Here is a 26,637-nt window from a genome sequence, read left to right as displayed (position 1 = left end):
AATGTACCTACAATTAAAAGAAGATTTTTTTCAATTTAATTTGCAGCCATGGAGAAAACCGAGCAGACAAACGCCTGGAAAGACTACGGAAATTTAGCAAATCGACTGAAGAGTCAACTGGCAGAAATGAAGCCAAAATTGAATGCCTTCGTGGTTTATCGACTGCTACTTTTTTTGGCAGCTGCTGGAATTTGGTTTTTCTACTCCACCTTTCAAAACTGGACAATTGCAATCTGCCTGGGCTTTCTTGCGTCTTTCTTTTTGGCAGTGAAGCAAAACAACCAACTGATTGCCAGACGCGACTTTTTGAAAGCGCAGCTCGAAAGAGTGAATTCTGAAATGAAGGTGCTACAGGGAGAATTTGAGCACCAACCTGACGGCAGCGAGTTCAAAGATGATGAGCACCAATTTGTGCTGGATCTCGACATTTTCGGAAAAAAATCGGTTTACCAATACCTCAACAGAGCACAGACCAGCACAGGCCAAACTAGATTTGCAAGTTGGTTGAAAGTGCCTCTGCAGGATGAGTCAAAAATCACAACCAGACAGAACGCCACAGCAGAGCTTTCTAATCTGACTGAGGAACGCATCGCTTTTTTCGCCTCAAGCAGTCAGATAGAAGAGGAAGAAGACGATGTGTCGAATTTCATCCAATGGGTCGAATCTGAATCGACAGGGATTGGAAGTCACTCAAAAGCTCTTCTCTATCTGGTACCCTTTTACTCAATAGCGACCATTCTCGCCTACTCTTTCGACTTCATCGGGTTGATGTGGTTCCTGGTGGCTTACTTCGCACCCCTATTCATTCTCTTTCCCAAGTTGCCCAAAGTCAACGCGGTTTACAACGACCTGGGTAAGTATCATCGCACACTTGAGAACTACGCAAAAGCTTTCGAACAAATTGAGAGAAACCAATACTCCACCGAGCTATTACGTGAAATTGCCTCCGGAGCAAAAGGCGCTCATCAGTCGCTCAACGACCTGTCAAAGATCATCTCGGCTTTCGACAACCGCAACAATTTCCTACTCGCAATCTTTCTCAATGCGAGCTTCCTCTGGGATATTCGCTGTGTGAGAAAGCTTGAAAACTGGCGAAAAGAAAACAGCGCAAATGCAGAGCGGTGGTTCGATGCATTGGCCGATTTCGAAGCACTGGGGTCTCTGGCAACTTTTCACTTCAACAGAAAAGAACAGCTCACCATGCCAACCTTCAGCGAAAGCCATTTGGTTGAAACCGCTGGTTTGATTCATCCCCTGATGAAGTTCGAAACGGCTGTTCCCAACGATTTTGACACGAAAACATTTGGCGAGTTTTCAATCATCACAGGAGCCAACATGGCCGGGAAAAGCACCTTCCTAAGAGCACTTGGCGTAAGTTATCTGTTGGCCATGATGGGAAGCCCTGTAGTTGCAGAGCGTTTTTCATTCAAACCAGTGTATCTCTTCACTTCAATGCGAACCAGTGACAGTCTGCAAGAAAGCGAATCCTATTTCTATGCCGAGCTCAAACGTCTTCAAATGATCGTCAATCACCTGGAAGCCGGTGAGAAGCTGTTCATCATTTTGGATGAAATCCTCAAAGGAACCAACTCCACAGATAAAGCGGAAGGATCTAAAAAATTCATGGAAAAACTGCTGACTTTTGATGCTGCGGGAGTGATTGCAACACACGACCTCTCACTCTGCGAAATTGAGAAAGACCATCCCAACCTGATTGTTAACCGCTACTTCGATGTGGAAATAAAAGATGACGATCTGTACTTTGACTACACCTTGAGAAATGGCATTTGCAGCAATATGAACGCTACTTTTTTGATGAGGAAAATGGGAATAACGCAATAGGTAATGGGCAACTTTTAAAAATTCCAAATCCCAAAAAACAAATCTCAAATGGCTTGAGCCACTTCATTTGATAGTTGAGTTTATTCACCCAGCTCTTACTGAATCTGAATAATAAAACACATAGTCACAGTAGATCTGTACAACTGCGGGAAGAGACACGGAGCTAGCAATGGGCAACATTTAAAAATTCCAAATCCCAAAAAATAAATCTCAAATGGCTTGAGCCACTTCATTTGAGAGATGAGCTTAATTCACCCAGCTCTTCCTGAACCTGAATAATAAAGCACATAGTCACAGTAGATCTGTACAACTGCAGGAAGAGACACGGAGCTAGCAATGGGAAACATTTAAAAATTCCAAATCCCAAAAAACAAATCTCAAACGGCTTGAGCCACTTCATTTGATAGATGAGCTTAATTCACCCAGCTCTTCCTGAAACTGAATAATAAAACACATAGTCACAGTAGATCTGTACAACTGCGGGAAGAGACACGGAACTGGCAACTGTAACTTATGAAAGTTCAAGAAGCTGAAGAAGCACGCAACCACCTATTTTACTGACCTTTAAAACCAACCCTGTATGCGCTGCAAAAATTCTCACCTCTTCTTATCATCGAAATGATTTGTGTATACATTTGCTGCACAAAATCAATCTCAACCCACAACAGCCGCTCAGGCGAAGTTTAAGATTTAGGCACAAAAACTCTGAGGATCTAAGCAATTCCATAACTTTAAAAAAAGTGGGTACCGCCATCGAAATTATTAATTTGTCCGGCCAAAACAGGTTGCTTCAAAACTACGCGACCTGAGAAGCTTATTCGAGAAATGAAATACAAATACATCGACCTTATTTCCCAGACGTTTGACTTTCCGCAAGAGGAGTTTGACGTAAAGGATGGAAATCTGACTTTTCACGAAGTTGATTTAATGAAAATCATTGAGGAACACGGCACTCCCTTCAAGTTCACCTACCTGCCAAAAATCTCTGAAAACATCAACAGAGCAAAAGGTTGGTTTGCCGATGCAATCAAAAAACTAAATTATCCAGGCGAGTACAACTACTGCTACTGCACCAAGAGTTCGCATTTTTCATATGTGCTCGACCGTGTGATCTCCGAAGGTGTTCATCTTGAAACCTCGAGTGCATTCGACATCGATATCATAGAAAACCTGGAACGAAACGGGAAGATCGACAAGAAGAAGAAAGTTATTTGTAACGGCTTTAAAACGGAAGATTACGCCACCAAAATTGCCGGATTGATAAACAGCGGCTACGAAAGTGTGTGGCCGGTAATTGACAACTACAGAGAACTCGATGTGATCGAAGAGAAAGCCGAAAAGCCTTTCGAAGTGGGCATCAGGATTGCCAGTGAGGAAGAGCCAAAATTCGAGTTCTACACCTCCAGGCTGGGAATTGGATATCGCAACATCGTACCGTTTTACAAGAGAAAACTCAGCGAAAACGAGAACGTGAAACTCCGCATGCTTCACTTTTTTGTGAATACGGGAATCAACGACAACGCCTACTACTGGAGCGAGCTTCAGAAATGTTTACGCGTTTACTGCGAGCTGAAAAAAATCTGCCCGACCCTCGATTCACTGAATATTGGCGGAGGATTTCCGATCAAAAACTCACTTGCATTCGACTACGATTACGCCTACATGATTGAGGAAATCGTCAACCAGATCAAGTTGACTTGCGAAGAGTACGATGTTCCGGAACCTCACGTCTACACAGAATTTGGCTCGTTTACAGTTGGTGAAAGCGGTGGCGGAATTTACAAGGTGCTTTACCAAAAGCAGCAAAACGACAAGGAAAAGTGGAACATGATCGACTCGTCTTTCATGACCACCTTACCCGATACCTGGGCAATTTCTCGCAGGTTTATTATGCTACCTATCAACAATTGGGAGGAGCCCTACGAAAGAGTTTTCCTCGGTGGCCTCACCTGCGACAGCGATGATTACTACAATTCGGAACAGCACGTGAACGCCATCTTCATGCCTCAGTTTAAAGAAACCCGAACGCAGTACCTCGGCTTCTTTAACACCGGAGCCTACCAGGACACAATTGGTGGGTTTGGCGGCATTCACCACTGCCTCATCCCGGGCCCCAAGCACATTTTAATAGATCGGGACAAGGACGGAAATTTGACAACCAAAGTATTTGCAGAAATGCAAAAAGCTGAGCAGATGATGGACATCCTCGGCTACGATAAATAAACAATCAAAACCAGTATCAAGAGAGTATTTGTCTAACTCAATTTTTTAGAAAAATGAAAAAGAAGACACCAAAAGATCGCAAAAAAGACAGATTCGAGAAAGAATCGAAAATCAAACGCGTAGATCAAAAGAAGGAGAAATACCGCAAGAAGTTCTACGATGAAGATGACGAAGAAGATGACGAGGATTGACTCCCTATTAATCACAACACCATAATCCAATGAAACAACGAACATTCGCAGGGATCGAGGAAAACTTCCACGATCTTTCCAAAGCCGAGATCGTTTTGCTTCCTGTTCCCTATGACGGTACAAGCACCTGGGTAAAAGGAGCTGATCGCGGGCCAGACGCTTTTCTCGAAGCGGCCGAAAATATGGAGATCTACGACATCGAAACTGAATCAGAAGTCTTCAGACACGGTATTCATTTGGCAGAAGCCATCAAGGAAAAAAGTTCGCCAGAAGCCATGACAGATGCTGTTCACAAGGCAGTTGCAGCGCATTTATCAAACAAAAAGTTTGTGACCCTTTTTGGCGGTGAACATTCCATCAGCATCGGATCGATTCGTGCCTTCATGGAAAATTACAGCGACCTCACCGTTTTGCAGATCGATGCCCATGCCGACTTGCGCCCGGAATATCACGGTTCCAAATGCAATCACGCCTGTGCCTTGTACGAAGCTTCGCAAAAAGCCAATTTAATTCAGGTAGGAATCCGAAGCATGGACATCTCCGAGCGAGAACACATGAATGAGGAGCAAGTCTACTTCGCTCATCACATTCGCGAATCGAGATCCACTACCTGGATCAGCGAGATGGTTGACCATTGCACCGACAACGTGTACATCACCATCGATCTGGATGCGTTTGATCCGGGAATTATGCCTTCTACAGGAACTCCGGAACCGGGCGGCCTCACCTGGTATCAGGTGCTCGACATCGTGAAAGCGGTGAACAGAAATAAAAACATTGTCGGTTTCGACATTGTGGAGCTTTGTCCAAATGAAAACAACAAGGCACCAGATTTTTTAGCAGCTAAGCTCTATTACAAGATGCTCAGCTACATTTTCAACAAACACGAATGAGTGAAGAAATAAATATAGAACTGCGTAATCTCGAGTTGAAGGATTTCATGGACCTGGCAAAGGTTCAGGACAAAATCTATCCGCAACTCGGTGACATGCAGTGGCAGGAGAGTGAAGTGAAAAAGCTGCTCAGCGTTTTTCCCGAAGGGCAACTCTGCGTGACGGTAAACGGAGCTGTTGTGGCTGGTGCGTTGGCTGTAATTGTCGACTACGCAAAATTTGGCGACAACCACACCTATCAGGACATCACCGGAAACTACACTTTTTCCACCCACGATCCGAATGGAGATGTGCTCTACGGTATCGACATTTTTGTGCACCCGGAATATCGCGGTATGCGACTTGCGCGTAGGCTCTACGAGGCTCGTAAAGAACTTTGCGAAAACCTCAACCTTCGCAGCATCATGGCTGGTGGCCGAATTTCGAACTACCACCAGTATGCCGATGAAATCACTCCGCGACAGTATATCGAAAAAGTGAGGATGAAGGAAATTTACGATCCCGCTCTCACCTTTCAGCTGTCCAACGATTTTCACGTGCGTAAAATTCTAAAGGGTTACCTCGAGGGAGATAAAGAATCTCGAGAGTATGCCACCTTGCTGGAGTGGAACAACATTTACTTTCAGGAAGAGGAAAAGCTGATCAATCTACCAAAGCAAACTGTTCGATTGGGGTTGGTGCAATGGCAAATGAGAACCATGCCCAACCTGGATGTGCTCAAGGAGCAGATTGAATTCTTTGTTGACGTGGTGAGCGGATACCAAAGTGACTTCATTCTTTTCCCTGAACTATTCAATGCCCCGCTGATGGAGGAGTTTAATCACCTCGGTGAAGCGGCAGCCATCAGGGAGCTTGCACAATTTACCGCTCCACTCCGAGAATACTTTAGCGAGCTGGCAGTAGGCTACAACGTTAACATCATCACCGGCAGCATGCCCTGGGTTGAAAACGGTCACCTTTACAACATTTCATTTCTCTGCAGAAGAGATGGCAGTTTTGAATCTTACAGAAAGATTCATATCACCCCAAACGAAAAGAAAACGTGGGGAATGCACGGTGGATCGGACATGGCGGCTTTCGACACCGACTGCGGAAAAATTGGCATCCTCGTTTGCTACGATGTTGAGTTCCCGGAGCTCTCCAGGATTTATGCCGATCAGGGAGTCAACCTGCTTTTTGTCCCTTTCCTAACCGACACACAAAATGGCTACACACGCGTGAGACACTGCGCTCAGGCCAGAGCCATCGAAAACGAGTGCTACGTTGCCATTGCCGGCTGCGTGGGCAACCTTCCGCGAGTGAGCAACATGGACATTCAGTACGCTCAGTCTGCAGTTTTCACTCCGAGTGATTTTGCTTTCCCTACCAATGCGGTGAAAGCTGAAGCCACTCCAAACACAGAGATGACGCTGATTGTAGACGTGGACATGGACCACCTCAAGGAGCTCCACACCCATGGTAGCGTCAACATTTTAAAAGACAGAAGAAGAGATCTTTATTCTATAAATCGAATAAAAAAATAGACATGGCACAAAACAGCCCGATAAGAAATTTCATAGAAGACAACTTTTTACATTTCAATGCTGCTGCGCTCGTTGATGCGGCAAAAGGATACGAAACTCACCTCGCTAAAAACGGCAAAATGATGGTAACCCTGGCTGGAGCCATGAGTACTGCCGAACTGGGAAAATCATTTGCAGAAATGATTCGTCAGGACAAGGTTCAGATCATCAGCTGTACCGGAGCCAATCTCGAGGAAGACATCATGAACCTGGTAGCTCACTCACACTACGAACGAGTTCCCAATTACCGCGACCTCACGCCTTCTCAAGAATGGGATCTCCTTGAGCGAGGTTTGAACAGAGTTACCGACACCTGCATCCCGGAAGAGGAAGCTTTTCGCAGATTGCAAAAGCACATTTTCAAGATCTGGAAAGATGCCGAAGAAAATGGCGAACGCTATTTCCCGCACGAGTTTATGTACAAAATGCTTCTTTCTGGTGTGCTGGAAGAGTACTACGAAATTGATCCAAAAAACTCGTGGATGTTGGCTGCCGCTGAAAAAAATCTGCCGATTGTAGTACCCGGATGGGAAGACAGCACGATGGGGAACATCTTCGCTTCTTATTGCATGAAAGGCGACCTTAAGCCTTCGACCATGAAATCGGGAATTGAATACATGACTTTTCTGGCCGACTGGTATGCAAAAAACAGTGATGGTGCCGGAGTTGGATTTTTCCAAATCGGTGGAGGAATTGCCGGAGATTTCCCGATCTGTGTAGTGCCGATGTTGTATCAGGACATGGAAATGACCGACATTCCTTTTTGGAGCTATTTCTGCCAGATCTCAGACTCGACTACTAGTTATGGAAGCTATTCCGGTGCGGTGCCAAATGAAAAGATCACCTGGGGGAAGTTGGATAAAGACACTCCAAAATTCATAGTTGAGTCCGATGCCACGATTGTAGCTCCGCTGATGTTTGCATGGATTCTTAACCGTTAATTTTTTCCTGCATTTGCAGCGCAATCCAAAATCTATTTTAAACTTGTAACTGATTTATTCGATAAAAAGAGTTTCCATGAAAAGGATCATCAAAGACTATCAGACCATCACAAAAGAACAACTTCAGCTACTGGAGAAACAGTATCCTGAAGGGTTTGACGAAGACAACATCATCTCTTTCACTACCCCGAAGGGCGATTACATTCGCGCTCTGGAAGTAAAAACGGATGACACCATTTACCTCATCAAAATCAGCGATAAGATGCTCGCGAAAATTGACGACTTCACTGATGACGACTTCGAAATTGGCGAAGATGTAGGCGACTTCTCTTCCGAAGACCTCGAAGATTCAGGAGATAACGATGACGATGATGATGATGACGACTTGTAGTTCGGGCATCCAAATATCTATAGATTAAAGAACCATGACAGGTAGATTTCACATCGCATTTGCAACTAAGAACCTCGATGCTGCAAAAAAATTCTACGGAGAGTTTTTAGACTGCCCTCAGGGCCGCAGTGGCAACTCCTGGACCGACTACGATTTTTTTGGTCACCAACTCACCATCCAGTTTGTTGCCGCCAAAGAGGGTGCACAGCCCAATTTCTTCCACCCCAAAACTATGTTTCCCGCCAATCACTTTGGGGTGATCTTAGCCTGGAACGACTGGCATGTGCTCAAAGACAAAATCACGGAAGAAAAAGTTCGATTTTTAGTTGAACCGCAGACTGTTTTCCCGGGCGAAGCAGGCGAACAAAAAACCATGATGATTCAGGACCCCGATGGGAACGTAATCGAATTCAAATCTTTTGAAGATCCAACAGCTGTATTTCGGAGCTAAATAAATCCGTTTTCCCAACGACTGATCACTGAGTGATTCGGGCTTGTTCACTGAAAGATCCGACTAAAGGGAGGATTGTATCAAAGTGACGTGTCTTGAAAACATTAAGAAAAATCAGTCGCTTTCATTAAGGTTCATGAAGGCGCGCAGCTACGGGTGGTTCTCGCTGAGAACACAGAGAAGAAGCACGGAGTCCACAGAGCGGTTTCGTTGAAAAGTTCAGGAATGCTTCTGTAAAGCAAGATTGCTCCGTGCGCTCTGTGAAACCTCCCATGCTCTGTGAGAAAACAGAGTGAGTTGGAGTTTGAGTAGGGAGGAGCATTTCCGCTGATCAAGCTGTCTTAATTACCAACATTACCCCAGTCACCTCAATTACCTTATGGCTAATGTGTCCTCCTCCGACTTCCACTTCTCCGCAAAGCTCCGAAGCTCCAGCCACCTCCTCCAAAGGAGGACAGCTCTCGAGTGACCTGAAACTCTATTGCAAGTTCTGACATCGCATTGAAGAGTTTTGAGTTTCTCTCAAATGAATTTGGCCAACGCTATGTCCCCCGCTGGAGGGGGTGGCCGCAGGCCGGGGGAGGACTATACAGCGTGAGTTTACACTTTCGCTGAAGCTTGCGCCTACGCACGCTGTCGCTGAAGCTTTAGCGTAGTAGGGAATTATCCAACCTCCGGTGAAAAATCACAACAGGAAAAAACACCATTAAAGGCACAGCCGACTGAAGGGCGCCCATCAACTTTCTGGTGACCTGATAGGTGGCATCGTGGGTTCCTGTGAGTTTGCCAAAGATGAAGATCGCTCCTGCCAGCACGAAAACCACTCCGTAGAACAACACCAACCAGCGAAGATATTTCCTCTCGCCAAACCAAAGCCATAAGATAGCCATGGCAAGCCCGAGATGAACTATAGTGAAGACCAGCGTAAAAACCCATTTTAGAGCCGATATCGTTGAGCGATCAAAATGATTGAGCCAACTCAGGTGAATACTGCTGCTGTATGGATCGCGATTCATTCGATGGCGGTACTGGAAAAACAGCTCTTCTCTTTTTTCCGGAGATTCATTGTAAAATCCGCTAACCCGATCACCGAGATCGAGATAGAAGTTCATCCCGATCTTGACGCGCTCCTGATAAAAACCAAAAGCCAGCATCACGATCAACAGCCCGATGGCTGAAAGCCTGTAAACTCTTTTCCTTCCGGTTTTTTTCATTGGGTCAAATGTAGGAGAAATTCAGAGTGAGAATGAAAGTGAGAGCGAGGAGGATTTCGCCCTTATTTCAAACCTTTCGATCCATTACTTCCTCTGTCAGAATCATACAATGACCTACAATACGTTTTAGCAATAACGATATCAGTCACTGAGTGGCACCGACTTTAGGAGGTGTTTTATCGAAGTGACGTGTATCGAAGAATGATCCTCAGCCCTGCTGCGCCCCTAACCCCTAAAGGGGCAAGCCTGAGCGCAGAGTACAGGTATAAGACCACAATGCTTTATCCTGACTTTCCAATTCCATGAGATTGCTCCGTGAGCTCTGTAAAACCTCATAAACTCTGTGAGAAATGCAATGTGAGTATGGAGAAGCATTTCGTTGATCAATCTCCCTAATTACCCCAATTACCTTCTTCGCCCTTCGAAGCTTTAGCGTAGAAGGGAGTTACCTAACTCTTCAACGGAGAAAATTTATTCACCCACAAGTACCACAGCAAAAAGACAAAGGCATAAACGATGATGGTAAACGTGTAATCGTGATTGATCGCGAGCCACTGTGGACGGTAATATTGAATGAGGACCAGTGCGATTACACGGAGCGAGTTGATAAGGTGAATACTGATAAGTCCCATAGGAATAAACCAAAGCTTATGCTTCCAGGGCCCGGGGAAAGCGACAATGAAAGCAATGAACAGCCCAAAGAGAACCATTCCATCGCACTCAGGACCTATCAAAACCCCTGTGCTGCCGGCAATGCCCGTTTTGTGAACATCGAAAAGAGAATCGGAGTATTCTATCATGGTATACCCCACAGCAGAAAGCACCCATTCATTAATAGCAATGAGATTGTCGATAATTCGCTCATCCACCGGAAGGTCGGGTTTCACCCAATAGGCATAAAGGAAATACCACAGCAAATAAATGCCCGTGCCCAAAACGAGAAAACGAAGTATAGGATTGCGAAGGAGCTCCTTCACTGGCGACTAGCGATTTTTGTAAACGTCAAATGCCTTCTTACCACCGTAAGCTACACCGGCAGCGATCAAGAAAGACACACCACCATCGATTGGCACGCATGGACACCCGAAAGGGTTGTCGTTACAATTTGGAGTGGGGTCACATGGATCATCTGGAGTATCCTGCCCCAGAGCAGTAATAGGCAAACAAAAGAAAGCTGTAATCGTTAAAAGCGCTAAAAATCTACGTAGCATGAGTTTTCAATTTTTCAAGGACGAAATTAAGCAATTCGTTCGACAGTAATGAACGAAAAGAAATCGGTTTTGGTTTTCCGGCCCTTCGATACAATTCTTCCTCCGTCAGAATCACTCAGGGACCTACGGTGATCAGAGTGAGTGTGAGAGTGAGAGTGAGCACGATTTAGTTGACCGATTATGTTTTTGCCACCACTTTCCCCTGAAGGAACGAGCCAATCCAGCTTGAGTGTGAGTGTGAGTATTGAGAACATCACGTTGATCAAGTTTTCCTTAGTTACCCTAAGTACCCTAGTCACCTCAATTACTTTTCGTTAAGAGCCCCCGCTTCCCTAGGTCCCTAAAGGGAATTGCCAGCGCTCAACCACGATAATCCTCATGCTAAAGGAAGCTCGCCCAGTAGACTACACTAGCTGCGAGCAACTCATAATTCGTAATTTATCATTCGTAATTGAATAGCCTCTCAATCCCACAGTTACCTTAGTCTACTTAATTACCCCAATCACCTTAGTCCCTCAATCACCCAAAATTCGTTTCTTTGCTCACAGGTTTAAAAAACCAATACCTTTGTCGCAATTTTCCAAAAAGCAAGTAGTTAGATAAGGCGCATGGCCCCAAACAGGAAAAACAATTTTTTCGACCCGGAAGATCTCGTACCGGTATTTAAGTTTATCGGCAAGAACTGGTATTTGATGGTGATCTTGCCGGCCATCTTCTTTGGCGCAGCCTATCTCTACACGATGCGCCTACCGGACGTATACGCTGCCAAGACGGAAATCCTCCTCAAAAGTGACGACACCTACGACTACCAGTCGCAGATTTATTCGCGTCTTGGATACATGCAGGCTTATGCTGACGTCACCAACCAAAAGCGCATCCTGTCTTCTTACGATATGATTGAAGACGTGCTACAGAAACTTGACTTCGAGGTGTCCTACCACCTTGTAGGCCGCTGGACGACTACTCAAGTTACGGGGTTTAAACCATTTCAAGTAGAAGCCGACCCCAATAAAATGACCCCGGCCCTTCACAACCGCCCAATCGACATAAAAATACTTAACGAAAACACTTACCGACTCGATTATGAGCTGAATGGCGTAAGCCATGAAGACCCACACAAGTTTGGGGAATTTGTGCAAACCGCCCATTACACCATCAAGTTAATTAAGAATCCGCTCTTTAATGACGAGATGATGCGTAACCAAAAAGAGAGAGTTTTTAGAATTCAAATTCACCCTCTTAATTACCTTGTAGGTAAGTACAAGCGGTCACTGAACATCAACAATCTTGAATTTACAAGCATACTTACACTCACAGCTGAAGATCAATTGGCTTCAAATGCAAAGACTTTTCTCGATACTCTAACAGATACTTATATCGATTACTCTTTGGAGTCTCAGATAAGAATCAGTAAGAACACTGAAGAGTACATAAACCGACAGCTTAATGAACTAGAGTCAATCATGGATTCCCTTGAGCAGGAAATGCAGACCTATAGAGATAGAAACCAAATTCTTGATCTTACCCGAGAGCAGGATGAATCGTTCATGGCATTGACTAACTTCGAACAAGAAAAGCGTCAACTGCAACTTACACTTGAGTCCGTGAACTCTCTTGAAGAATACCTATACCAGTCCTCCGGAAAGGATATATCTCTACCACCTAATGCTCTAATTCTCGGGGAAGACGAAATGCTTAGTGATCAATTAGCGACCCTTTACAGAAAACAGATAGAAAGGGAACAACTTCTGATTGACAATAAAGAAGCTAACCTAACTGTACAGAAAGCGGATTCGACAATTAATAGGATTAAGGCCTCAATTCTACGATACACTCAAGATTCAAGAAAAGCGCTCAAGTCTCGTATTAGCGACATCGATAAGCAAATAGATCAGTTGGAGTATGAGTTACGAAACGTGCCAAAGTCTCAACGCGATATTATTGGTATCGAGAGAAAAATGACTGTCAATGAAGGATTGCTTGAATTCTTACTCGAAAAGAAAGCCAATACAGTTATCGCCAGAGCGGCTATCATTCCACAAACAAGTATTATCGAAACTGCACGGAGTCAGGGAAGAATTGGACCAAATACCTCACGAACTCATTACCTGGCACTTGGTGGAGGTTTTTTCATAGCGCTACTCATTGGGCTTATCAGAGTTTTCTTCTTCGAACGAATTGAAAATACACGTGACCTCAAACGCCTTTCTAGTATTCCGGTTATAGGTGGCATTCCGCACTATAAAGAAATTGATGAAGAACCTCTGGTAGTTCTGAGCGACCCGCGATCTGCAATTACAGAGTCTTTCCGTACGATCCGAACGAATCTACAGTACATGCTAACGGGCGATGAGAAGAATAAAATTATTCTCATTACTTCACTCCATCCCGGAGAAGGAAAGACATTCACCTCCACAAATCTGGCTACGATTCTTGCCCGAGCAGGCAAAAAGGTTTTGATGCTCGACTTTGACCTCCACAAGCCGCGGGCTCACAAGGTCTTTGAGATGGAAAACAAAGGTGGAATAACCGCCTACCTGAGTGGTCGAAAAGAATATCGCGAAGCAATTAAAAAGACAACTATAGAGAACCTCAACTTTCTGAATGCCGGTCCTGTGCCACCAAATGCCTCGGAACTTGTGCTCAACGATAAAGTGAGGGAAATGCTTTCAGAACTCAAAAATGAATACGACTATCTGATAATAGATACGCCACCGGCCATGATGATCAGCGATGCTTATGTGCTGTTGAAATACGCGGATACGGGAATCTTTGTGCTCAATACCCTAAAGGCCACGAAACAGGGAGTGAACTTCCTGGAAGAGACCCTGGAGCAAAACAATCTTGAGCACGTCAGTTTAGCCCTAAACAACCTCAGACAAAAACGCTGGAAGTACTATTATCAGAAATACGCGTACAAGTACGGATACGGATATGGCTATGGCTTCAACTACGGCTATGGCTACGGAGGCGGCCCGGAGATGTACGGGGACTCTGCGGAGGAGGAAGGGAAAAAGTAAACTGCGAAAAGTACCAAATAACAAGCACCAAATTCCAAATTGGGTTAGCGGTCGAGGGAATGTTTCGTTCTGACATCTGTTCCTAACAACTCTATTGGTCGCTGAGTGATTCGGGCTTGTTCACTGAGTGATCCGACTAAAGGGAGGATCGTACTGAAGTGACACGAATTGTATCGAATTGACGTGTTTTGAAAACATTAAGGAAAATTGAGTTACTGTCATTAAGGTTCATTAAGTCCCTGCAGCTACGGGAAGTGCTCATGCTTCAACCGAAGCGTGCGAAGGTTGGCAGGGAACACAGAGGCTGAGCACAGAGAACACTGAGCTTCTTTAGCAATTGATTTCAACTGCTTTTCAGTTCAACGCGATTTCTCCGTGGGCTCTGCGAGCAAATCATAGTGAGAGTGAGAGTGAAGAGAATTTCGTTGATCAAGGACTCTCAATTACCTTCACGCTACACATTCCTCCTCCGACTTCCACTTCTCCGCAAAGCTCCGAAGCTCCAGCCACCTCCTCACGCTGTCGCAGAAGCTTTAGCATAGGCGCCCAAAGAAGGACAGCGGTCGAGCGACCTTCAATTCCTTGCTCGGAATGTCATAGCACAAAAATCTTTTTATCGTTCCTCGTTGGAAATTGGTCAACGCTATGTCCCCCGCTGGAGGGGGTGCCGAGGTACGAGGCGGGGGAGGACTTTTTCAATCACCTACATGAACAGTTTGAGTGTGAGTTTGAGTCTTGAGAAGAGCTCGTCCCGCAATCACCTGATTCCTAAGTCACCGAAATCCAAATCACGAATTACTACTTGCCTAAGGCCTCGTACCCCTCATGAATAGCTTTCACCCTTCCATCTTCCAGTTCGTAGATGCGGTCACAGTATTTTAGAGTTGAGTGGCGATGAGCCACGATGACGATGGTCACTTTTTCATCAGATAGGTGATGGATAGCTTCTGTGATTTCCTCTTCGGTTTCAGAATCCAGTGCCGAAGTAGCTTCATCAAAGAACAGAACCTTGGCCCCTGAATAAAGCGCTCTGGCAATTCCCACGCGCTGTCGTTGCCCTCCGGAAATCATAGCACCACGCTCTCCTACAGGAGTGTCAATTCCCTGCGGAAGTTTTTCAATGAGTTCTGTGAGACTAGCTTTCTTCGCGACCTCCTGGACACGACCGAGATCAACTTCTGCAAATCCAAGAGCAATATTCTCTGCCAAGGTCCCGTCCACCAGGAAAACCTCCTGGCGCACGTAGCCGGCTGTTTCTCGCCAATTTCTAATATTGGTCTCATCCAACTTCACCCCGTCAATTTCTATCGCACCCAATTGTGGTTTCAGGAAACCGAGCATCAAATTCATTAGGGTAGTTTTTCCAGAGCCACTTTTACCAATAACACCTATACATTCACCTCTCTCTACTTTAAGGTCAACTCCATTTATCACCATGTCATCAGAATCTTCATAACTAAAATTCACTTGCTTGACTCTAAACTCATCATTCATCTTTAAAGGTGATATAGCCGATGAGTTAAGCTTTAGATCTGCGTCTTCTACAGAGTTCACTCTTTCCATGAAATCTATGGTATACTGATAGGATCGGATATTCATCAAAGCCATCATCATGCGGTTAATAGAAGGAATCACTCGATAAGCAGCTACGCCAAAAACACCTAACAGCATAACAAGCTCTGTCCGCGAATCTAAAAAGACGAAACCATACGCCATAATTACCAAAACTGCTAAAATAACCGCGGACTCTATGACTTTAGAAGGCATCAGATTATAAACGAATTGCCATGCTCTTAGCTCTTTGAGTCGGTTTACGTTGTTTCGATATTGATCAAAAAACCACTTTTCATTATTGTTCATCACAACATCAACATATCCAAAAATTGATTGATACAGATTTTTATGAGTTTCTGCCTGTAAATCTTTAACCTCTAAAGACATATCAACTATCTTCTTGCGCACTAAACGGTAAAAGAGTGCAAAGAATGGAACTAATAATAAGAGAAGGAAAACTGCTCTGAAATCATATAGAATGATTCCAACCACTATCAGTAGCACTATTACGATTTCCGTGAACAAATTCAACAGCGGCAACACTAGTAACTGTGCAAAATTGAGTGTGATGATATTTATATCACGAAAGATTATGTTTGAATTGGTCGATGAAAAAAATGAAAACCCTCTTTGATAAGCCTCCTTTTGCATTTCACAGGCGAAATACGAGAAAAGGCCAAAAGAGTAATTCGCTTGAAATTTGGAAATCGCTAAACCCAATAGATTTTTGAGGATTATGAAAAGAAATATAGCAACCCCTAAAGCCACAATAAACGAAGCTGGTGAAGAGAATCCCGTAAAGTCATAAAGTTGAGCCAGCCACCCGGACTCCAAACTATCTTTTTCGACAATAGCTATGAAAAACGGGATCAGTGCTCCGATACCAGCTAATTCAAGAAATGCGTTCACCAAAAGAGCGATGATCATCCAAACACTTCTTCTACTAAACCCAGGAGGGAGCAGCCTGCGAACTCTAAGGATAGTAGAAACAAGTAATGATTTCAGCATAGACTTACCTCTTTCAAAATTCTTTTTTTGAATCTAAAGCTTCAATGCTCGGAAACACTTCAGCTCTTACATCAAATAGGATTGACAATAGAAATGTGGCCATAAATGTCAGACAATTAAAGTCTTTAGAAAGTCTTCAAAATTAACATTGGACCTAATAAGAATCTCAACAAACTCCCTAAAAGCTCCCTCGCCACCTTTCTTAGTGGTGATGGTTTTAACGGTACTCCTTATGAACTCTGGAGCTGATGAAGGGGCACCACTAATTCCTACTTTTTGCAACAAGAGGTAGTCGCCCAGGTCGTCTCCAATAAAAGCGATCTCGTCCCATTGAATATTGAGCTCTTTTCTAATCCCTTCTGCCACAGAGACTTTATCTTTCACTCCCATGTGCAGGCGATCGATTCCGAGTTTTTCTGCCCTGCGCTTTACAATCTGAGTGTCCTCACCAGTGATGATTGCTAAAGGAATATCCAGCTTTTTGAGATAGAGCACTCCGGCACTGTCCCCTGTATTGAATTTTTTCCACTCATTCCCGGTCTGATCGTAGTACATACCGCCATCGGTCCATACTCCGTCAATATCGGTGATTACTAGTTTTGGAAGTTCACTCGTCATTCTATTACCATGTAAGATTGAATTCCACTGAATTTATTGCGCTGAATTCTCACGTTATGAGTTCCCAAAACTTCACGAACTGCCTCTGTCTCACCAGCAAATCCGGGATCGCACAACTCATCAAATCCGATAATACTACCTTTTGTTAAGTACGGCTTAATCAACTTTAGGCATTCGAGTGTGGGCTGATAGATATCGAAATCAAAGTATGCGAATGCGATAATCGTCTCCGGATGCTCGTTTAGGTATTTCTTTAGAGTTTTTGAAGCGTCACCTTTAACTGTGAAGTTTTTATCAATGTGCTTCACCGGACACTCGTTTTCGTGGCACTTTAAAACACTGTCAAGATACTCCTGATAATTCTCTGCCACACCAAAAGCCCCCTTCGAACTGTAATCGTGCTTACCATCTTTTTCAGTAACACCTTCAAAACCACTGAACGTATCAAATCCGATGATCTTTCTGCTGTGATTATATGGTTCATGAATGCCTCTCAGGTTGTTCAGTGTAACCAGGTTTTGTCCCCATCGCACACCAAACTCCATTATTACACCATGCACACTTAACAGCTGGGAGTATATTTCATTGAAAAACAACATCTTGGTAAAATCCTGTCTCTTTAAGAAAAGTCCAACATTGCTCACTTTTTCTCCTTCAAAAACAGGACTCTCTTGAAATAACTTTGTTAGGTTTTCTCTATTACTGTTTTCCTCACCCGAGGCCAGAGACTTTAGAGTAGTGCTCATGAGATATGATGTTTGTAAATGATTTCGTTCGCAGATAAATTAGACTTCGCCTTTTTGCCTATTACAGCATCGCGTTCGGACCAACGCATTCCATCACCTGGAGAAAGCAGATGGATATCCTGTTCATTAATGACCTCACCCTTAGAAATATTTCTTTTGGTGGCTAGTGACCTCTCCAGTTTGTTTTTTGAAGCTGCCACTGAAGGCTCTACGAAGATTTCTTCTTTACCCATTGACATTTCCATCACGCGAATATCACGGACCATCCGTATTACACCTTCTGGGCCGAGTGAACCGGCCTGGTCAGTACCAGGCAGTCTCCTGTCAATTGTCACGTGTTTTTCAATGATTTCAGCACCCAAGGCTACTGCAGCAACAGGAGCAGAAATCCCAATTGTATGGTCTGAGTAGCCAATTGTATGATCGGGATATTTTTTCTTCAAGTAAGGAATGGTATTGAGGTTCACATTCTGCGGCTCAGTTGGGTACTGCGAAACACAGTGAAGTATCGAGACATCAGAATGGTATTTAGTTACCGTTTCCAGCGCTCGATCCAACTCTTCCTTGCCTGCCATTCCCGTTGACATAATTAGTGGGATCTTGGTTTCCGCCAAAACCTCGAGTAATGGTATATTCGTGAGATCTCTGGACGCCACCTTCAATCTGTCCGGAGTAAAGAGTTTTAACATACTCGTACAACCGGGGGCACAAAGCGTTTCCACAAAGTCAAGTCCCAAAGATTTAGCCTTTTTGTAAGCTTCAAAGTGCTCATCATCGCTGAGCTCCAGGTTCGCTCTATGCTCGCCATAAGTCTTACCAAAAGAGTTTCTGCCTGTATATGGTCTTTCCATCTGCTCTCGTGACAACTCCTGATTAAGGTCGCGTTTTGTGAGCTTCACGGCATCCATTCCCTTTAACTTCAGGTCAAACAACTTCTCTTCAATAGGCATGGCCATCAACTCAATAAGAAGTTTGGCCACATCGACTGAGCCATTGTGGTTCTGCCCTATTTCTCCAATTATATAGGTTCCCTTTGCCATATTCTATTTTTGATACTTCTCTATAGTCTTCTTCATGAGTTCTTTCTCTGAAGGATTATGACTGATAAATTGTTTCAGATCACTTAGATCAGGAAATCGGTCAAAGGTTGAGAAAATCTTTTTTGCTCGCAAGAAATCTGACTCATCGTCTACTGTGAATCTCGTATTTTTCAAATTGCCAAGCTCATCTTCTACTTCAATGAATTTTAATTCAAAATCATCTGGGTGTTGGTAAACATAATTTGTCACATGTTCTTGATACAACGGATCTACAGTTATCTTCTGAACGAGTTCGAGAGCCTTCCGTTTGACACGCTCCACAAAGAAGCCAAAATGAGTAATGATGGTTGGTGTCCCATTTACAGTACAAGTAACATAATCCGCTCCAGACGTATCGTCAATTAGCAGTTTGATAAATTTCTTTTGTAAGAAAGGATTGTCAGAACAAACTCTCACAATATCATCAACTTCATGAAATCTAGCTGCATCAACCATTCGCTTCAAAACATTTTGCTCATCCCCTCTAAAACATTTCACATTTAGTTTGTTGCATAATTCTTCAATCTGATCATCGTCACTATTAGTTGTTGTTGCCACCACGAGACCTATTTCAGGAAAGGCTTGAGCCAGGTATTGAAGTATCAATTCCAACATGCCCATTTCATTCCATAATGGAAGCAAGGTTTTTCCTGGCATACGAGTAGAACCAGTTCGCGCCTGTACAATAAATGATTTCATACGAACAAAGATACTGTCTTAGGTGCGATAATAAAGTGAATTTCATCATCTACTAAGTGGGAAGTGAGTGAGAATTTGAATTAATTCGCAAAAAAGTAATTCGCGTGGGTAGTTTTGAAATTTTCCGTATGCTCTTAAAGTCGAAAAGTAAGAGACATGGCAAGTCATCTGAATCTGTTTCTTACAAATCACTTATTGCCCCACAGAGCTACAGATTACAGAAAGGAGATCAGGACAACATCTTGATTGGGTTACGCTATTTACGATTAAGCTTTCGCTTACTATTTAAGGTGAAACCCAACCAACAAATTGAGGAGGCAAATAATGTAGCGTGTTTTGACGGATCGATAAAACAAGTCGAGTCAAGAAAGGAATACCTCTCCGGATTGACAAATCCCAACCCTGGTCTTTGGATTGGCCGGGACAGCCTGGGACATGGAAGACTAAGCCGGTTCTCGATAAAAACTTTTTTTCTCACATCACTCCTTTTCATCATCTACCTCCCCCATCTTTTCTTTGGGAAAAACAGAGCAAGCTACGCACTGCTCATTTTGGAGTACTGCGAATGGTGTGTCCTTTTAAAGTCACTTAAAGAGCATGACATTCAGAAAGTCTACTTCTTCTGTTCATTTGAGCTGGATGGCAACTTCATTTCACTTTTACTTATGGAGGAAGGCATTAGCTTTATTCGAATTCCATCCTCAAACCCACTTTCCTACTTCTATGAGGATGTGGTTACTGATAAATTTGCTCTGACCGCACCCTTCCATAGTGAAGAATTGAAACTACTGGGAAACTGGAAGTACAACGAGCTAGTAAACCTTCCGTGTTTCAACTACAAGCAGCTTCTGAAACTCCGGGAAATTGAGCCGAATCCCGCTCGGTCTGATCGAACCAGGACGCTCGCGGTAATGACACGCGGAATTTGGAGGAGAATTGAACGTGGTGATTCTGCAAATGATCGTGGAGAATATCGCTCCGAGCTCGAACTTCTTGATCACCTCAGGGAATATATTCAATTGAACCCTGAAATTGAAGTGACCATTTTGATGCACCCGTGCGAAAAGGTGGACGATGCACTATTCGAACGGGCAAAGGATTATTATCGTGAAACTCTAAAGAAGAAAGACTTGATTTTTCCTGCTCGGAATAAAAACAGTCTTGAGTGTTTTTACGATTCTAATGTGGCGATTTCCACAAATTCTTCAACAAACATTGAAAGACTATTTCTCGGCCTCAAAACACTCTACTTCCCGGCTTATCTGGACTTTGAGATCTTTACAAAAACGAGACTTGCGAATATTTCCTGTAAAACTAAAGAGCAATTGTTTTCAGATCTCGACTGGTCATTTAACTCCTCCAATCAGGAATTCTTTACAAAAAAGGAGATCGAAGATTATTTCGAGTTTGGATTAGCCAACGACAGGTAAAGATTACTTTTTTCCATTCAGCAATTCCTTAAACCTAGAAGTACTCCTCCCGTGGCTTCGGTCTGTGTAGAAAACCTCATCAGTCAGTTCTTCCCCGGTAATAGGCTTCCCTCTGTAGTCTTCACCTAGAAAGCGAACGTTGTAGTCGCCAGCCTTTAGTAATTCAATTAACTCTTGTTCGCTGTTGTACCCCACTACTCTATCTACATACCTGCAGCTCTGCATAATCAGTTTGCGATCTCCAAATGAAAAAATTGGCGGCTTCTTATCTGGGTTGATTCTCGGATTGATATTTTCCGCTTTGTTGATAGCCACAGTTAGATGGTCGCAATGTTGCTTGCACTCCTGCAACATCAAAACATGCCCGGCATGGAACAAATCAAAAACGCCACAAGTGAATCCCGTTTTAAGCTTTTTGACCATGAGCTTTCAATTCATTTACGATGTAGTCTTCGAGCTCTGTGGTTGGCTCCCAGCCCAGGACCTTCTTAGCTTTCGAATTATCCGCAAAGGTGATGTCGGCCTCCCCTTCTCTCTTAGCGATAAACTCATAATCGCTTGAAATCATCTTTGCCAGATCGATAATGCTGGTGGTGTCGCCAAAGCCGATGTTGAAAGAAGTGTTCAGCTTATCAGGATAAATTGCAGCAAGATAATTTGCCGTGGCCAGGTCGCGCACGTGTATGAAATCTCTCCGCTGTTCTCCATCTCCGGTAACCAGCAACGGCTCGCCCTTTTCCAGTCGATTGAGGAAAATTCCTATCACACTGCTGTAAGCATTGAATGGATTTTCTGGATTGAATGACCTTGGCCCGTAGGGGTTAAAGTAGCGCAAAGTCATGTAATCCAAAGGATAGCGAGTCGCTACTAATTCGAGGTATTTTTCAAATTCGTATTTCTGAAATGCATAAGGACTGAGACAATCTACTTTTTCAGATTCGGGAGTGGGAATAGTCTCCGGAGTGCCGTAAATCCCGCTTGAGCCACTATATACAAACCTCGGATAGTGATTATCCTTAATCATCAATTCGAGCAAATGCACCGCCTGATTGAGGTTTGCATCGATGTGCTCGTTTATGAGTTCAAAACTCGGCTGAATGCGGGGCAAAGCCGCCAGGTGAAAAACGATATCAAAATCTTTCAGGGACTCGAGGTCTTTGCACTCCATCTCTTTCAAGTCAAATCGGCTGTCCGAAAGGTGCTGCTCAATATTGCGTTTGTGTCCCGTTGAGAAGTTGTCAACCCCGGTAATTTGCCAGTCGGTTTGTTCCATCAGGTAGTCCAGCAAATTGGAACCAATAAACCCGGCAACCCCGGTGATCAGTACGTTTTTCATGTTCGGAAAATTTTGAGTGGGTAAAGGTAAGAATTATGATTGGTGAAGATGCTAAATCCTCCCCCGCCCTAAAGGGCACCCCCTCCAGAGGGGGACAGTGGTCGAGCAGCCTGAAACTCCATTGCAAGTCCTGTCATTGCACAGAATATTATTTTGATTTTTTCCGAATGAAGACGGCCAACGCTATGTCCCCCTTCGGAGGGGGTGGCCGCAGGCCGGGGGAGGACTGGAGGACTGGAGGGTTACTCCCCCAACGCATCCAAAATCATGTGCAAGATCGTCTGATGAAAACACTCTACCATACCGTAGTCTTCGGCTGGGGTGTAGATATTGACGTCTCCCAGAGTGCGGAGCTTATTGTTAGGTTTAAACCCGGAAAGAGTTACTGTTTTTGCTCCGCTGGTTTTCGCTTGCTTGACAGCATTAATAATGTTAGCCGAATTTCCCGAGCTACTGATGGCAATGAGTAGATCCCCTTCGTGCAAGTGACGCTTTAGCCATTCAGCCATGGCGCGATCATACCCGTAGTCGTTGGCAAAACAGGTAATCAATGCCGCATCAGAAAAGGCGAAGGTCGGGTAGTTGGCGATTTTGCAGAAGTCCTCCATCATGTGAGAGCAAATAGAATTCGATCCACCGTTGCCAACGAAGAAAAGTCTTTGCGCACTGCGAATTTCCATTTCGGCAGCCTCCATTTGACTTATGATTTCAGAGTCAGTGAAAAACTGATCAAAGACTTTTTGGTACGACTGTATCTTTTCCTTTAGCATAATCTTGAAGTAATTGAGGCGTGACTGATTTCTCGTTGCAAAGCCAGGTGGTAGATAAACTGGCCGCAAGCGATGGCAGAGTGAGTATTTCTTTTGGATCCAAATCAAGATGCGACATCAGACAGGCAAAAGCGAAAAAGGTATCTCCGGCACCTATCGTATCAACGATTTCACTTTTAAAACTCGGGTGAAATATAACATCGCTGCCATTGGTGTATACCGCTCCATCCTTCCCGATAGTTGCGAAAAGATCCTCGGTGTTCATTTCGTATCCGTAGAGATCCAGCGCAGACTGACGATCCATCTTTTTGATTCGCTTGTTCATCTGCAGGCTTGCTTCCCGAAGGTCAAGACAAACACTCTTCTTTCGGTAATCCTTCCACTTTGAAAGTCTGTTAAAGCCAAAGTTGTTTGAGTTGGTTTGACACATCAGGTGGAAACCTTCGTTAATGTCGATCTCATTACAAAAGCCGTGGCCAAAGTCTGCGACTATAACCACATCATAAGCAGTTACATCAACAGAAAATGGTCCGAAAGAAGACGTATCGAACTTATTCACCTCCACGTGCTTTTTCTCATCCCCCACATCAACATAACGGGTTTTCACAATCTCGCGATTTTCATTCGTAACGAGCTTGAGATCTTTTACAAAAGGACGTAAATGATTTGCAATAGCTCCAGCCCCACCCTCCTGTTCAGTCTTTTCACCTTCGAGACGGAAAACAGGACACATTGACTTCATCGATTGTCCTTCGTAAGACACATTCACGAATTCATCGATGATCGTTTCACCGACCACGAGGACCTTGAGCTCTGATGAAAGGCTTTGAATTCTCTCAAGAAGTTCCATGTTCTACTTTTTATTCGTGCAAATGAATACGAAGTGATAGTGATTGTCCTTGTAGAATGTTGAAATATTTTGATCGATCTGACCAAATGTAAAAACATTGTGAAATTTCGACTCACAAAAAGAAAGTAGCTCCTCGTAAGTCAACTCTCTGACGTGCTCCTTTTTCCTGTTTTCGGTTGGCGGGGGATCCATTTTTCGAACAGTCGAGATGAAAAGGGTTCCATTTTCATTGAGAACCTTAGCTAGATTTTGCATCAAACTTTCCTGGTCGTTTTCACCCATGTGCTCAATAACTTCAAAACACGTTACCACATCAAAATGATCTATGGGGAGCTCATTCAAGTCAGTTACTACTTCAACTCCAGATGGCTTGTAATCATCGGGATACTCATCAAATCCAATAACATTGCTAAAGCGTTCCTTGAGTGCACGAGTTCCATAGCCAGAACCACAACCAAAGTCCAAAACTTTGGCATCTTTATTATTAACAGTCCTCATCACAAAGTTGTAGCGAGCGAGGCTAACAAGGACATCCATTGCCCCAAGCGTGTAATCTATTTCTAATCTCTTCATTTTCTTCTTTTAACAAAATCCTCGACAAAACTAACAACTTCTTCTTCGCTGAAGGCGAATTCGAGAGGGTACTTTTGACCTATATAATCTTTAAATCTGAGAGTATTACGAACACTTCCAATTGGCCCATCACCTTTGTATATTGTCAATACCTGGCTATTGGTATACTCCCCAATGAAACACGCGCCCGAATGTTGGGTTAGTATAAGTGACGCATTACTGCAGCTTTCTAAAATGTCACGATTATCCGTTGACAGACTTAGCTGAATATTCCCCTCTGCTTTTAAAGTATTATCGCTCAATGAAGGATGACCGGCCAGATATACTTTGTCAAAGAAAGGTGAAATTGTCCGAGCCAACCGCATGTAGTCCCATGGTTCTCCATTGTTACTGCTTTTAGCTGCTCCTTTTTTTCGTGCAAAAATTACTGCGCTGTTCTCATCGCGAGTTTTGTATGTCATTTCGAGGTTTGGAGTTTCACCATAGCCATTGTCAGTGATCCAGTTGCGATGGATAAACCAGTAATAATACTCGTCATCGATATTCCAGAAAGGAAGGTCAGACTCTTCGGCCTTCTTTTTAAAACGATCAATCTCTCTGGTTACATCCTCAGGCGTAGAGGTTATGTTAGCACTGGGCTTTACCTCACCAAAAAAATCCCTCAGTGAAGAATAGCTAGTGACAAGTGATTCTCCATTCTCATCAATTAAGAAAGGTTTGTGCAGCTCCATCCCACAATAATGCACTTTGACACCATGGCTGTGTAAGTAACCAACAAAAGGGGCAGTATGCGCTAGGAAGTGACCAAATTCACCTTTAAAAGGGCCAAAAAAACACTCGCCTTTATTAATAGACTCTTTCAATTTACGTTCTGCCTTGCGCTTATCGCGCCAGATATTGAACCAAAACTTGAGGCGCTTCACCCCACTGAGAGTATCTACATAAGGGCTGTAGTCAGACAATTTTCCTTCGAAGTACTTTTCTCGATTGGGTGGCTTCATATTGGACTTCCTATCTATCCGGCAAAAGAAATGAATTCCTACTTAAGAGACAGGAGCTCGCACGAATTTTGTTTTTAGTTTAGCCTCGTGAAAGTATCGGTCATCATACCCTGCTACAACGTAGAACGATATCTCGCTGATTGTTTGAACTCAGTGAAGAATCAAACCTATACAAATCTTGAAATCATTTGTGTGGATGACGGAAGCACCGACCAATCCTTTAAAATCCTCAAAGAATTTCAGAGTGATTCGTCATTTCCTTTCAAAGTCATTCAACAGCAAAACAAAGGCGCAAGTGCCGCACGAAATGCCGGACTGGAAATTTCTAGTGGCACATACATTCAATTCCTTGACGCAGATGATATTTTAAAAGAAGAAAAGATTGAAAGCCAGATAAAGCTTATCACTGGAAGCTCAGCAGCTTTCGTTGTAGGTGCATTTGAAAGAATGAACAAAGATGGACAAAAAACAGAGCAATTCATTCCTGACAATGAGACATCACCCTGGATAGAACTAATGAGAACTAAACTGGGAATAACCTCAAGCAATTTGTTCAATAGAGAATTAGTTGAAAAGGCAGGTGGTTGGGACGAGTCACTGAAAAGCAGCCAGGAAGCCGACCTGATGTTTAGAATGATGAAGATACATGACATCATCCTTTATGACACTACACCTCTAACTAACATTCAAACACGAGAATCAGGCTCGATATCTCAAAGGGACCCTAAGGGCAATTGGCAGCGATATGCTCAGCTGCGCGAGCAGATATTTTTGCATGTTATCGAATGTAACCTCGCACCGAAATCAGAAGCTCAGGCCGCACTTTTCGACACTATCCATATCGTTTATCCATTTGATGAAGATTTGGCCCTGAATCTCTATAAAACACATCTCAAAGGTCGATACAAGTTTAATATAACTGATATTTTAGGCAAACCGATTATTATCCTAATAGCTTTTTTAGGCTTTGAGAAAGCCGAAAAAATTAAAGCACTATTACTTGACAAAAAAACCAAGATTAACAGTTAACTACG

General features: G+C 43.6%; 26 protein-coding genes. 11 read left to right on the top strand and 15 right to left on the bottom strand.

Annotation, left to right across the window (positions count from 1 at the left end):
* The first annotated feature begins 48 nt into the window (after positions 1-48).
* The 8 genes from ABHV44_RS03165 to ABHV44_RS03130 all read left to right on the top strand — a co-directional run bounded on the left by ABHV44_RS03165 (position 49) and on the right by ABHV44_RS03130 (position 8,494).
* The gene (locus ABHV44_RS03165; RefSeq protein WP_459073196.1) at positions 49-1,842 is read left to right on the top strand and encodes a MutS-related protein; all 1,794 of its coding nucleotides are present in this window, start codon (positions 49-51) and stop codon (positions 1,840-1,842) included.
* Positions 1,843-2,667: 825 nt separating this feature from the next.
* Entirely contained in the window at positions 2,668-4,065 is a 1,398-nt protein-coding gene (locus ABHV44_RS03160) for a type III PLP-dependent enzyme domain-containing protein (RefSeq protein ID WP_459073195.1), read from the top strand.
* A gap of 53 nt (positions 4,066-4,118) precedes the next feature.
* The gene (locus ABHV44_RS03155) at positions 4,119-4,256 is read left to right on the top strand and encodes a hypothetical protein (RefSeq protein ID WP_459073194.1); all 138 of its coding nucleotides are present in this window, start codon (positions 4,119-4,121) and stop codon (positions 4,254-4,256) included.
* Between the two features lie 29 nt (positions 4,257-4,285).
* Entirely contained in the window at positions 4,286-5,149 is an 864-nt protein-coding gene (gene speB, locus ABHV44_RS03150; RefSeq protein WP_459073193.1) for an agmatinase, read from the top strand.
* Entirely contained in the window at positions 5,146-6,672 is a 1,527-nt protein-coding gene (locus ABHV44_RS03145) for a bifunctional GNAT family N-acetyltransferase/carbon-nitrogen hydrolase family protein (protein ID WP_459073192.1), read from the top strand. The genes speB and ABHV44_RS03145 overlap by 4 nt, the downstream gene beginning before the upstream one ends.
* Before the next feature lie 2 nt (positions 6,673-6,674).
* Positions 6,675-7,652 carry a deoxyhypusine synthase family protein gene (locus ABHV44_RS03140; RefSeq protein ID WP_459073191.1) on the top strand — a complete coding sequence of 326 codons (978 nt, stop codon included), beginning with the start codon at positions 6,675-6,677 and terminating at the stop codon, positions 7,650-7,652.
* A 76-nt stretch (positions 7,653-7,728) separates the two neighbouring features.
* Positions 7,729-8,043: a DNA primase gene (locus tag ABHV44_RS03135; protein ID WP_459073190.1), complete on the top strand. Its 315-nt coding sequence runs from the start codon at positions 7,729-7,731 to the stop codon at positions 8,041-8,043.
* 34 nt (positions 8,044-8,077) lie between these two features.
* Positions 8,078-8,494 carry a VOC family protein gene (locus ABHV44_RS03130; protein WP_459073189.1) on the top strand — a complete coding sequence of 139 codons (417 nt, stop codon included), beginning with the start codon at positions 8,078-8,080 and terminating at the stop codon, positions 8,492-8,494.
* A 647-nt stretch (positions 8,495-9,141) separates the two neighbouring features.
* On the opposite strand, the gene ABHV44_RS03125 is transcribed toward ABHV44_RS03130, so the two are convergent.
* The 4 genes from ABHV44_RS03125 to ABHV44_RS03110 form a co-directional block, all read right to left on the bottom strand.
* Positions 9,142-9,708 carry a hypothetical protein gene (locus tag ABHV44_RS03125; protein ID WP_459073188.1) on the bottom strand — a complete coding sequence of 189 codons (567 nt, stop codon included), beginning with the start codon at positions 9,706-9,708 and terminating at the stop codon, positions 9,142-9,144.
* A 449-nt stretch (positions 9,709-10,157) separates the two neighbouring features.
* Positions 10,158-10,685: an exosortase X gene (xrtX, locus tag ABHV44_RS03120; protein WP_459073187.1), complete on the bottom strand. Its 528-nt coding sequence runs from the start codon at positions 10,683-10,685 to the stop codon at positions 10,158-10,160.
* 6 nt (positions 10,686-10,691) lie between these two features.
* On the bottom strand, positions 10,692-10,919 hold the full coding sequence (locus ABHV44_RS03115) for a PID-CTERM protein-sorting domain-containing protein (RefSeq protein ID WP_459073186.1): 228 nt from the start codon (positions 10,917-10,919) through the stop codon (positions 10,692-10,694).
* Between the two features lie 26 nt (positions 10,920-10,945).
* Positions 10,946-11,218, bottom strand: coding sequence for a hypothetical protein (locus ABHV44_RS03110; RefSeq protein ID WP_459073185.1), 273 nt, complete (start codon positions 11,216-11,218; stop codon positions 10,946-10,948).
* A 309-nt stretch (positions 11,219-11,527) separates the two neighbouring features.
* On the opposite strand from ABHV44_RS03110, the gene ABHV44_RS03105 reads away from it, so the two are divergent.
* Entirely contained in the window at positions 11,528-13,939 is a 2,412-nt protein-coding gene (locus ABHV44_RS03105; protein ID WP_459073184.1) for a polysaccharide biosynthesis tyrosine autokinase, read from the top strand.
* A 798-nt stretch (positions 13,940-14,737) separates the two neighbouring features.
* On the opposite strand, the gene ABHV44_RS03100 is transcribed toward ABHV44_RS03105, so the two are convergent.
* From ABHV44_RS03100 to ABHV44_RS03080, 5 genes are all read right to left on the bottom strand, one after another.
* Positions 14,738-16,501, bottom strand: coding sequence for an ABC transporter ATP-binding protein (locus tag ABHV44_RS03100; RefSeq protein ID WP_459073183.1), 1,764 nt, complete (start codon positions 16,499-16,501; stop codon positions 14,738-14,740).
* A gap of 108 nt (positions 16,502-16,609) precedes the next feature.
* Positions 16,610-17,119: a KdsC family phosphatase gene (locus ABHV44_RS03095; protein WP_459073182.1), complete on the bottom strand. Its 510-nt coding sequence runs from the start codon at positions 17,117-17,119 to the stop codon at positions 16,610-16,612.
* The gene (locus tag ABHV44_RS03090; protein WP_459073181.1) at positions 17,116-17,865 is read right to left on the bottom strand and encodes a crotonobetainyl-CoA--carnitine CoA-transferase; all 750 of its coding nucleotides are present in this window, start codon (positions 17,863-17,865) and stop codon (positions 17,116-17,118) included. Before ABHV44_RS03090 ends, ABHV44_RS03095 begins: the two co-directional genes overlap by 4 nt.
* Positions 17,862-18,905: an N-acetylneuraminate synthase family protein gene (locus ABHV44_RS03085; RefSeq protein ID WP_459073180.1), complete on the bottom strand. Its 1,044-nt coding sequence runs from the start codon at positions 18,903-18,905 to the stop codon at positions 17,862-17,864. The genes ABHV44_RS03090 and ABHV44_RS03085 overlap by 4 nt, the downstream gene beginning before the upstream one ends.
* Positions 18,906-18,908: 3 nt before the next feature.
* Positions 18,909-19,643 carry a cytidylyltransferase domain-containing protein gene (locus tag ABHV44_RS03080; protein ID WP_459073179.1) on the bottom strand — a complete coding sequence of 245 codons (735 nt, stop codon included), beginning with the start codon at positions 19,641-19,643 and terminating at the stop codon, positions 18,909-18,911.
* Between the two features lie 290 nt (positions 19,644-19,933).
* On the opposite strand from ABHV44_RS03080, the gene ABHV44_RS03075 reads away from it, so the two are divergent.
* Complete coding sequence (locus tag ABHV44_RS03075; protein ID WP_459073178.1) at positions 19,934-21,073, top strand: hypothetical protein; 1,140 nt, start codon at positions 19,934-19,936, stop codon at positions 21,071-21,073.
* Between the two features lie 3 nt (positions 21,074-21,076).
* Here the strand turns inward: ABHV44_RS03075 and ABHV44_RS03070 are convergent, their stop codons facing one another.
* The 6 genes from ABHV44_RS03070 to ABHV44_RS03045 all read right to left on the bottom strand — a co-directional run bounded on the left by ABHV44_RS03070 (position 21,077) and on the right by ABHV44_RS03045 (position 25,603).
* Positions 21,077-21,496, bottom strand: a complete 420-nt coding sequence (locus tag ABHV44_RS03070) for an adenylyltransferase/cytidyltransferase family protein (RefSeq protein WP_459073177.1) — start codon at positions 21,494-21,496, stop codon at positions 21,077-21,079.
* On the bottom strand, positions 21,480-22,409 hold the full coding sequence (locus ABHV44_RS03065; RefSeq protein WP_459073176.1) for an NAD-dependent epimerase/dehydratase family protein: 930 nt from the start codon (positions 22,407-22,409) through the stop codon (positions 21,480-21,482). Before ABHV44_RS03065 ends, ABHV44_RS03070 begins: the two co-directional genes overlap by 17 nt.
* Before the next feature lie 242 nt (positions 22,410-22,651).
* Positions 22,652-23,179 (bottom strand): SIS domain-containing protein, encoded by a 528-nt coding sequence (locus ABHV44_RS03060; RefSeq protein ID WP_459073175.1) that lies wholly within the window; start codon positions 23,177-23,179, stop codon positions 22,652-22,654.
* The gene (locus ABHV44_RS03055; protein ID WP_459073174.1) at positions 23,139-24,029 is read right to left on the bottom strand and encodes a PfkB family carbohydrate kinase; all 891 of its coding nucleotides are present in this window, start codon (positions 24,027-24,029) and stop codon (positions 23,139-23,141) included. The genes ABHV44_RS03060 and ABHV44_RS03055 overlap by 41 nt, the downstream gene beginning before the upstream one ends.
* A gap of 3 nt (positions 24,030-24,032) precedes the next feature.
* The gene (locus ABHV44_RS03050; protein ID WP_459073173.1) at positions 24,033-24,602 is read right to left on the bottom strand and encodes a class I SAM-dependent methyltransferase; all 570 of its coding nucleotides are present in this window, start codon (positions 24,600-24,602) and stop codon (positions 24,033-24,035) included.
* Positions 24,599-25,603: a hypothetical protein gene (locus ABHV44_RS03045; protein WP_459073172.1), complete on the bottom strand. Its 1,005-nt coding sequence runs from the start codon at positions 25,601-25,603 to the stop codon at positions 24,599-24,601. Before ABHV44_RS03045 ends, ABHV44_RS03050 begins: the two co-directional genes overlap by 4 nt.
* 87 nt (positions 25,604-25,690) lie before the next feature.
* Here ABHV44_RS03045 and ABHV44_RS03040 point away from each other — a divergent pair, with 87 nt between their 5' ends.
* Positions 25,691-26,632: a glycosyltransferase family 2 protein gene (locus tag ABHV44_RS03040; protein WP_459073171.1), complete on the top strand. Its 942-nt coding sequence runs from the start codon at positions 25,691-25,693 to the stop codon at positions 26,630-26,632.
* Positions 26,633-26,637 lie beyond the last annotated feature (5 nt).

The organism is Halocola ammonii, assembly GCF_049334165.1.
GTDB lineage: Bacteria > Bacteroidota > Bacteroidia > Flavobacteriales_D > Sanyastnellaceae > JBEGHD01.
This window is presented reverse-complemented; position numbering and strand designations above follow the sequence as displayed.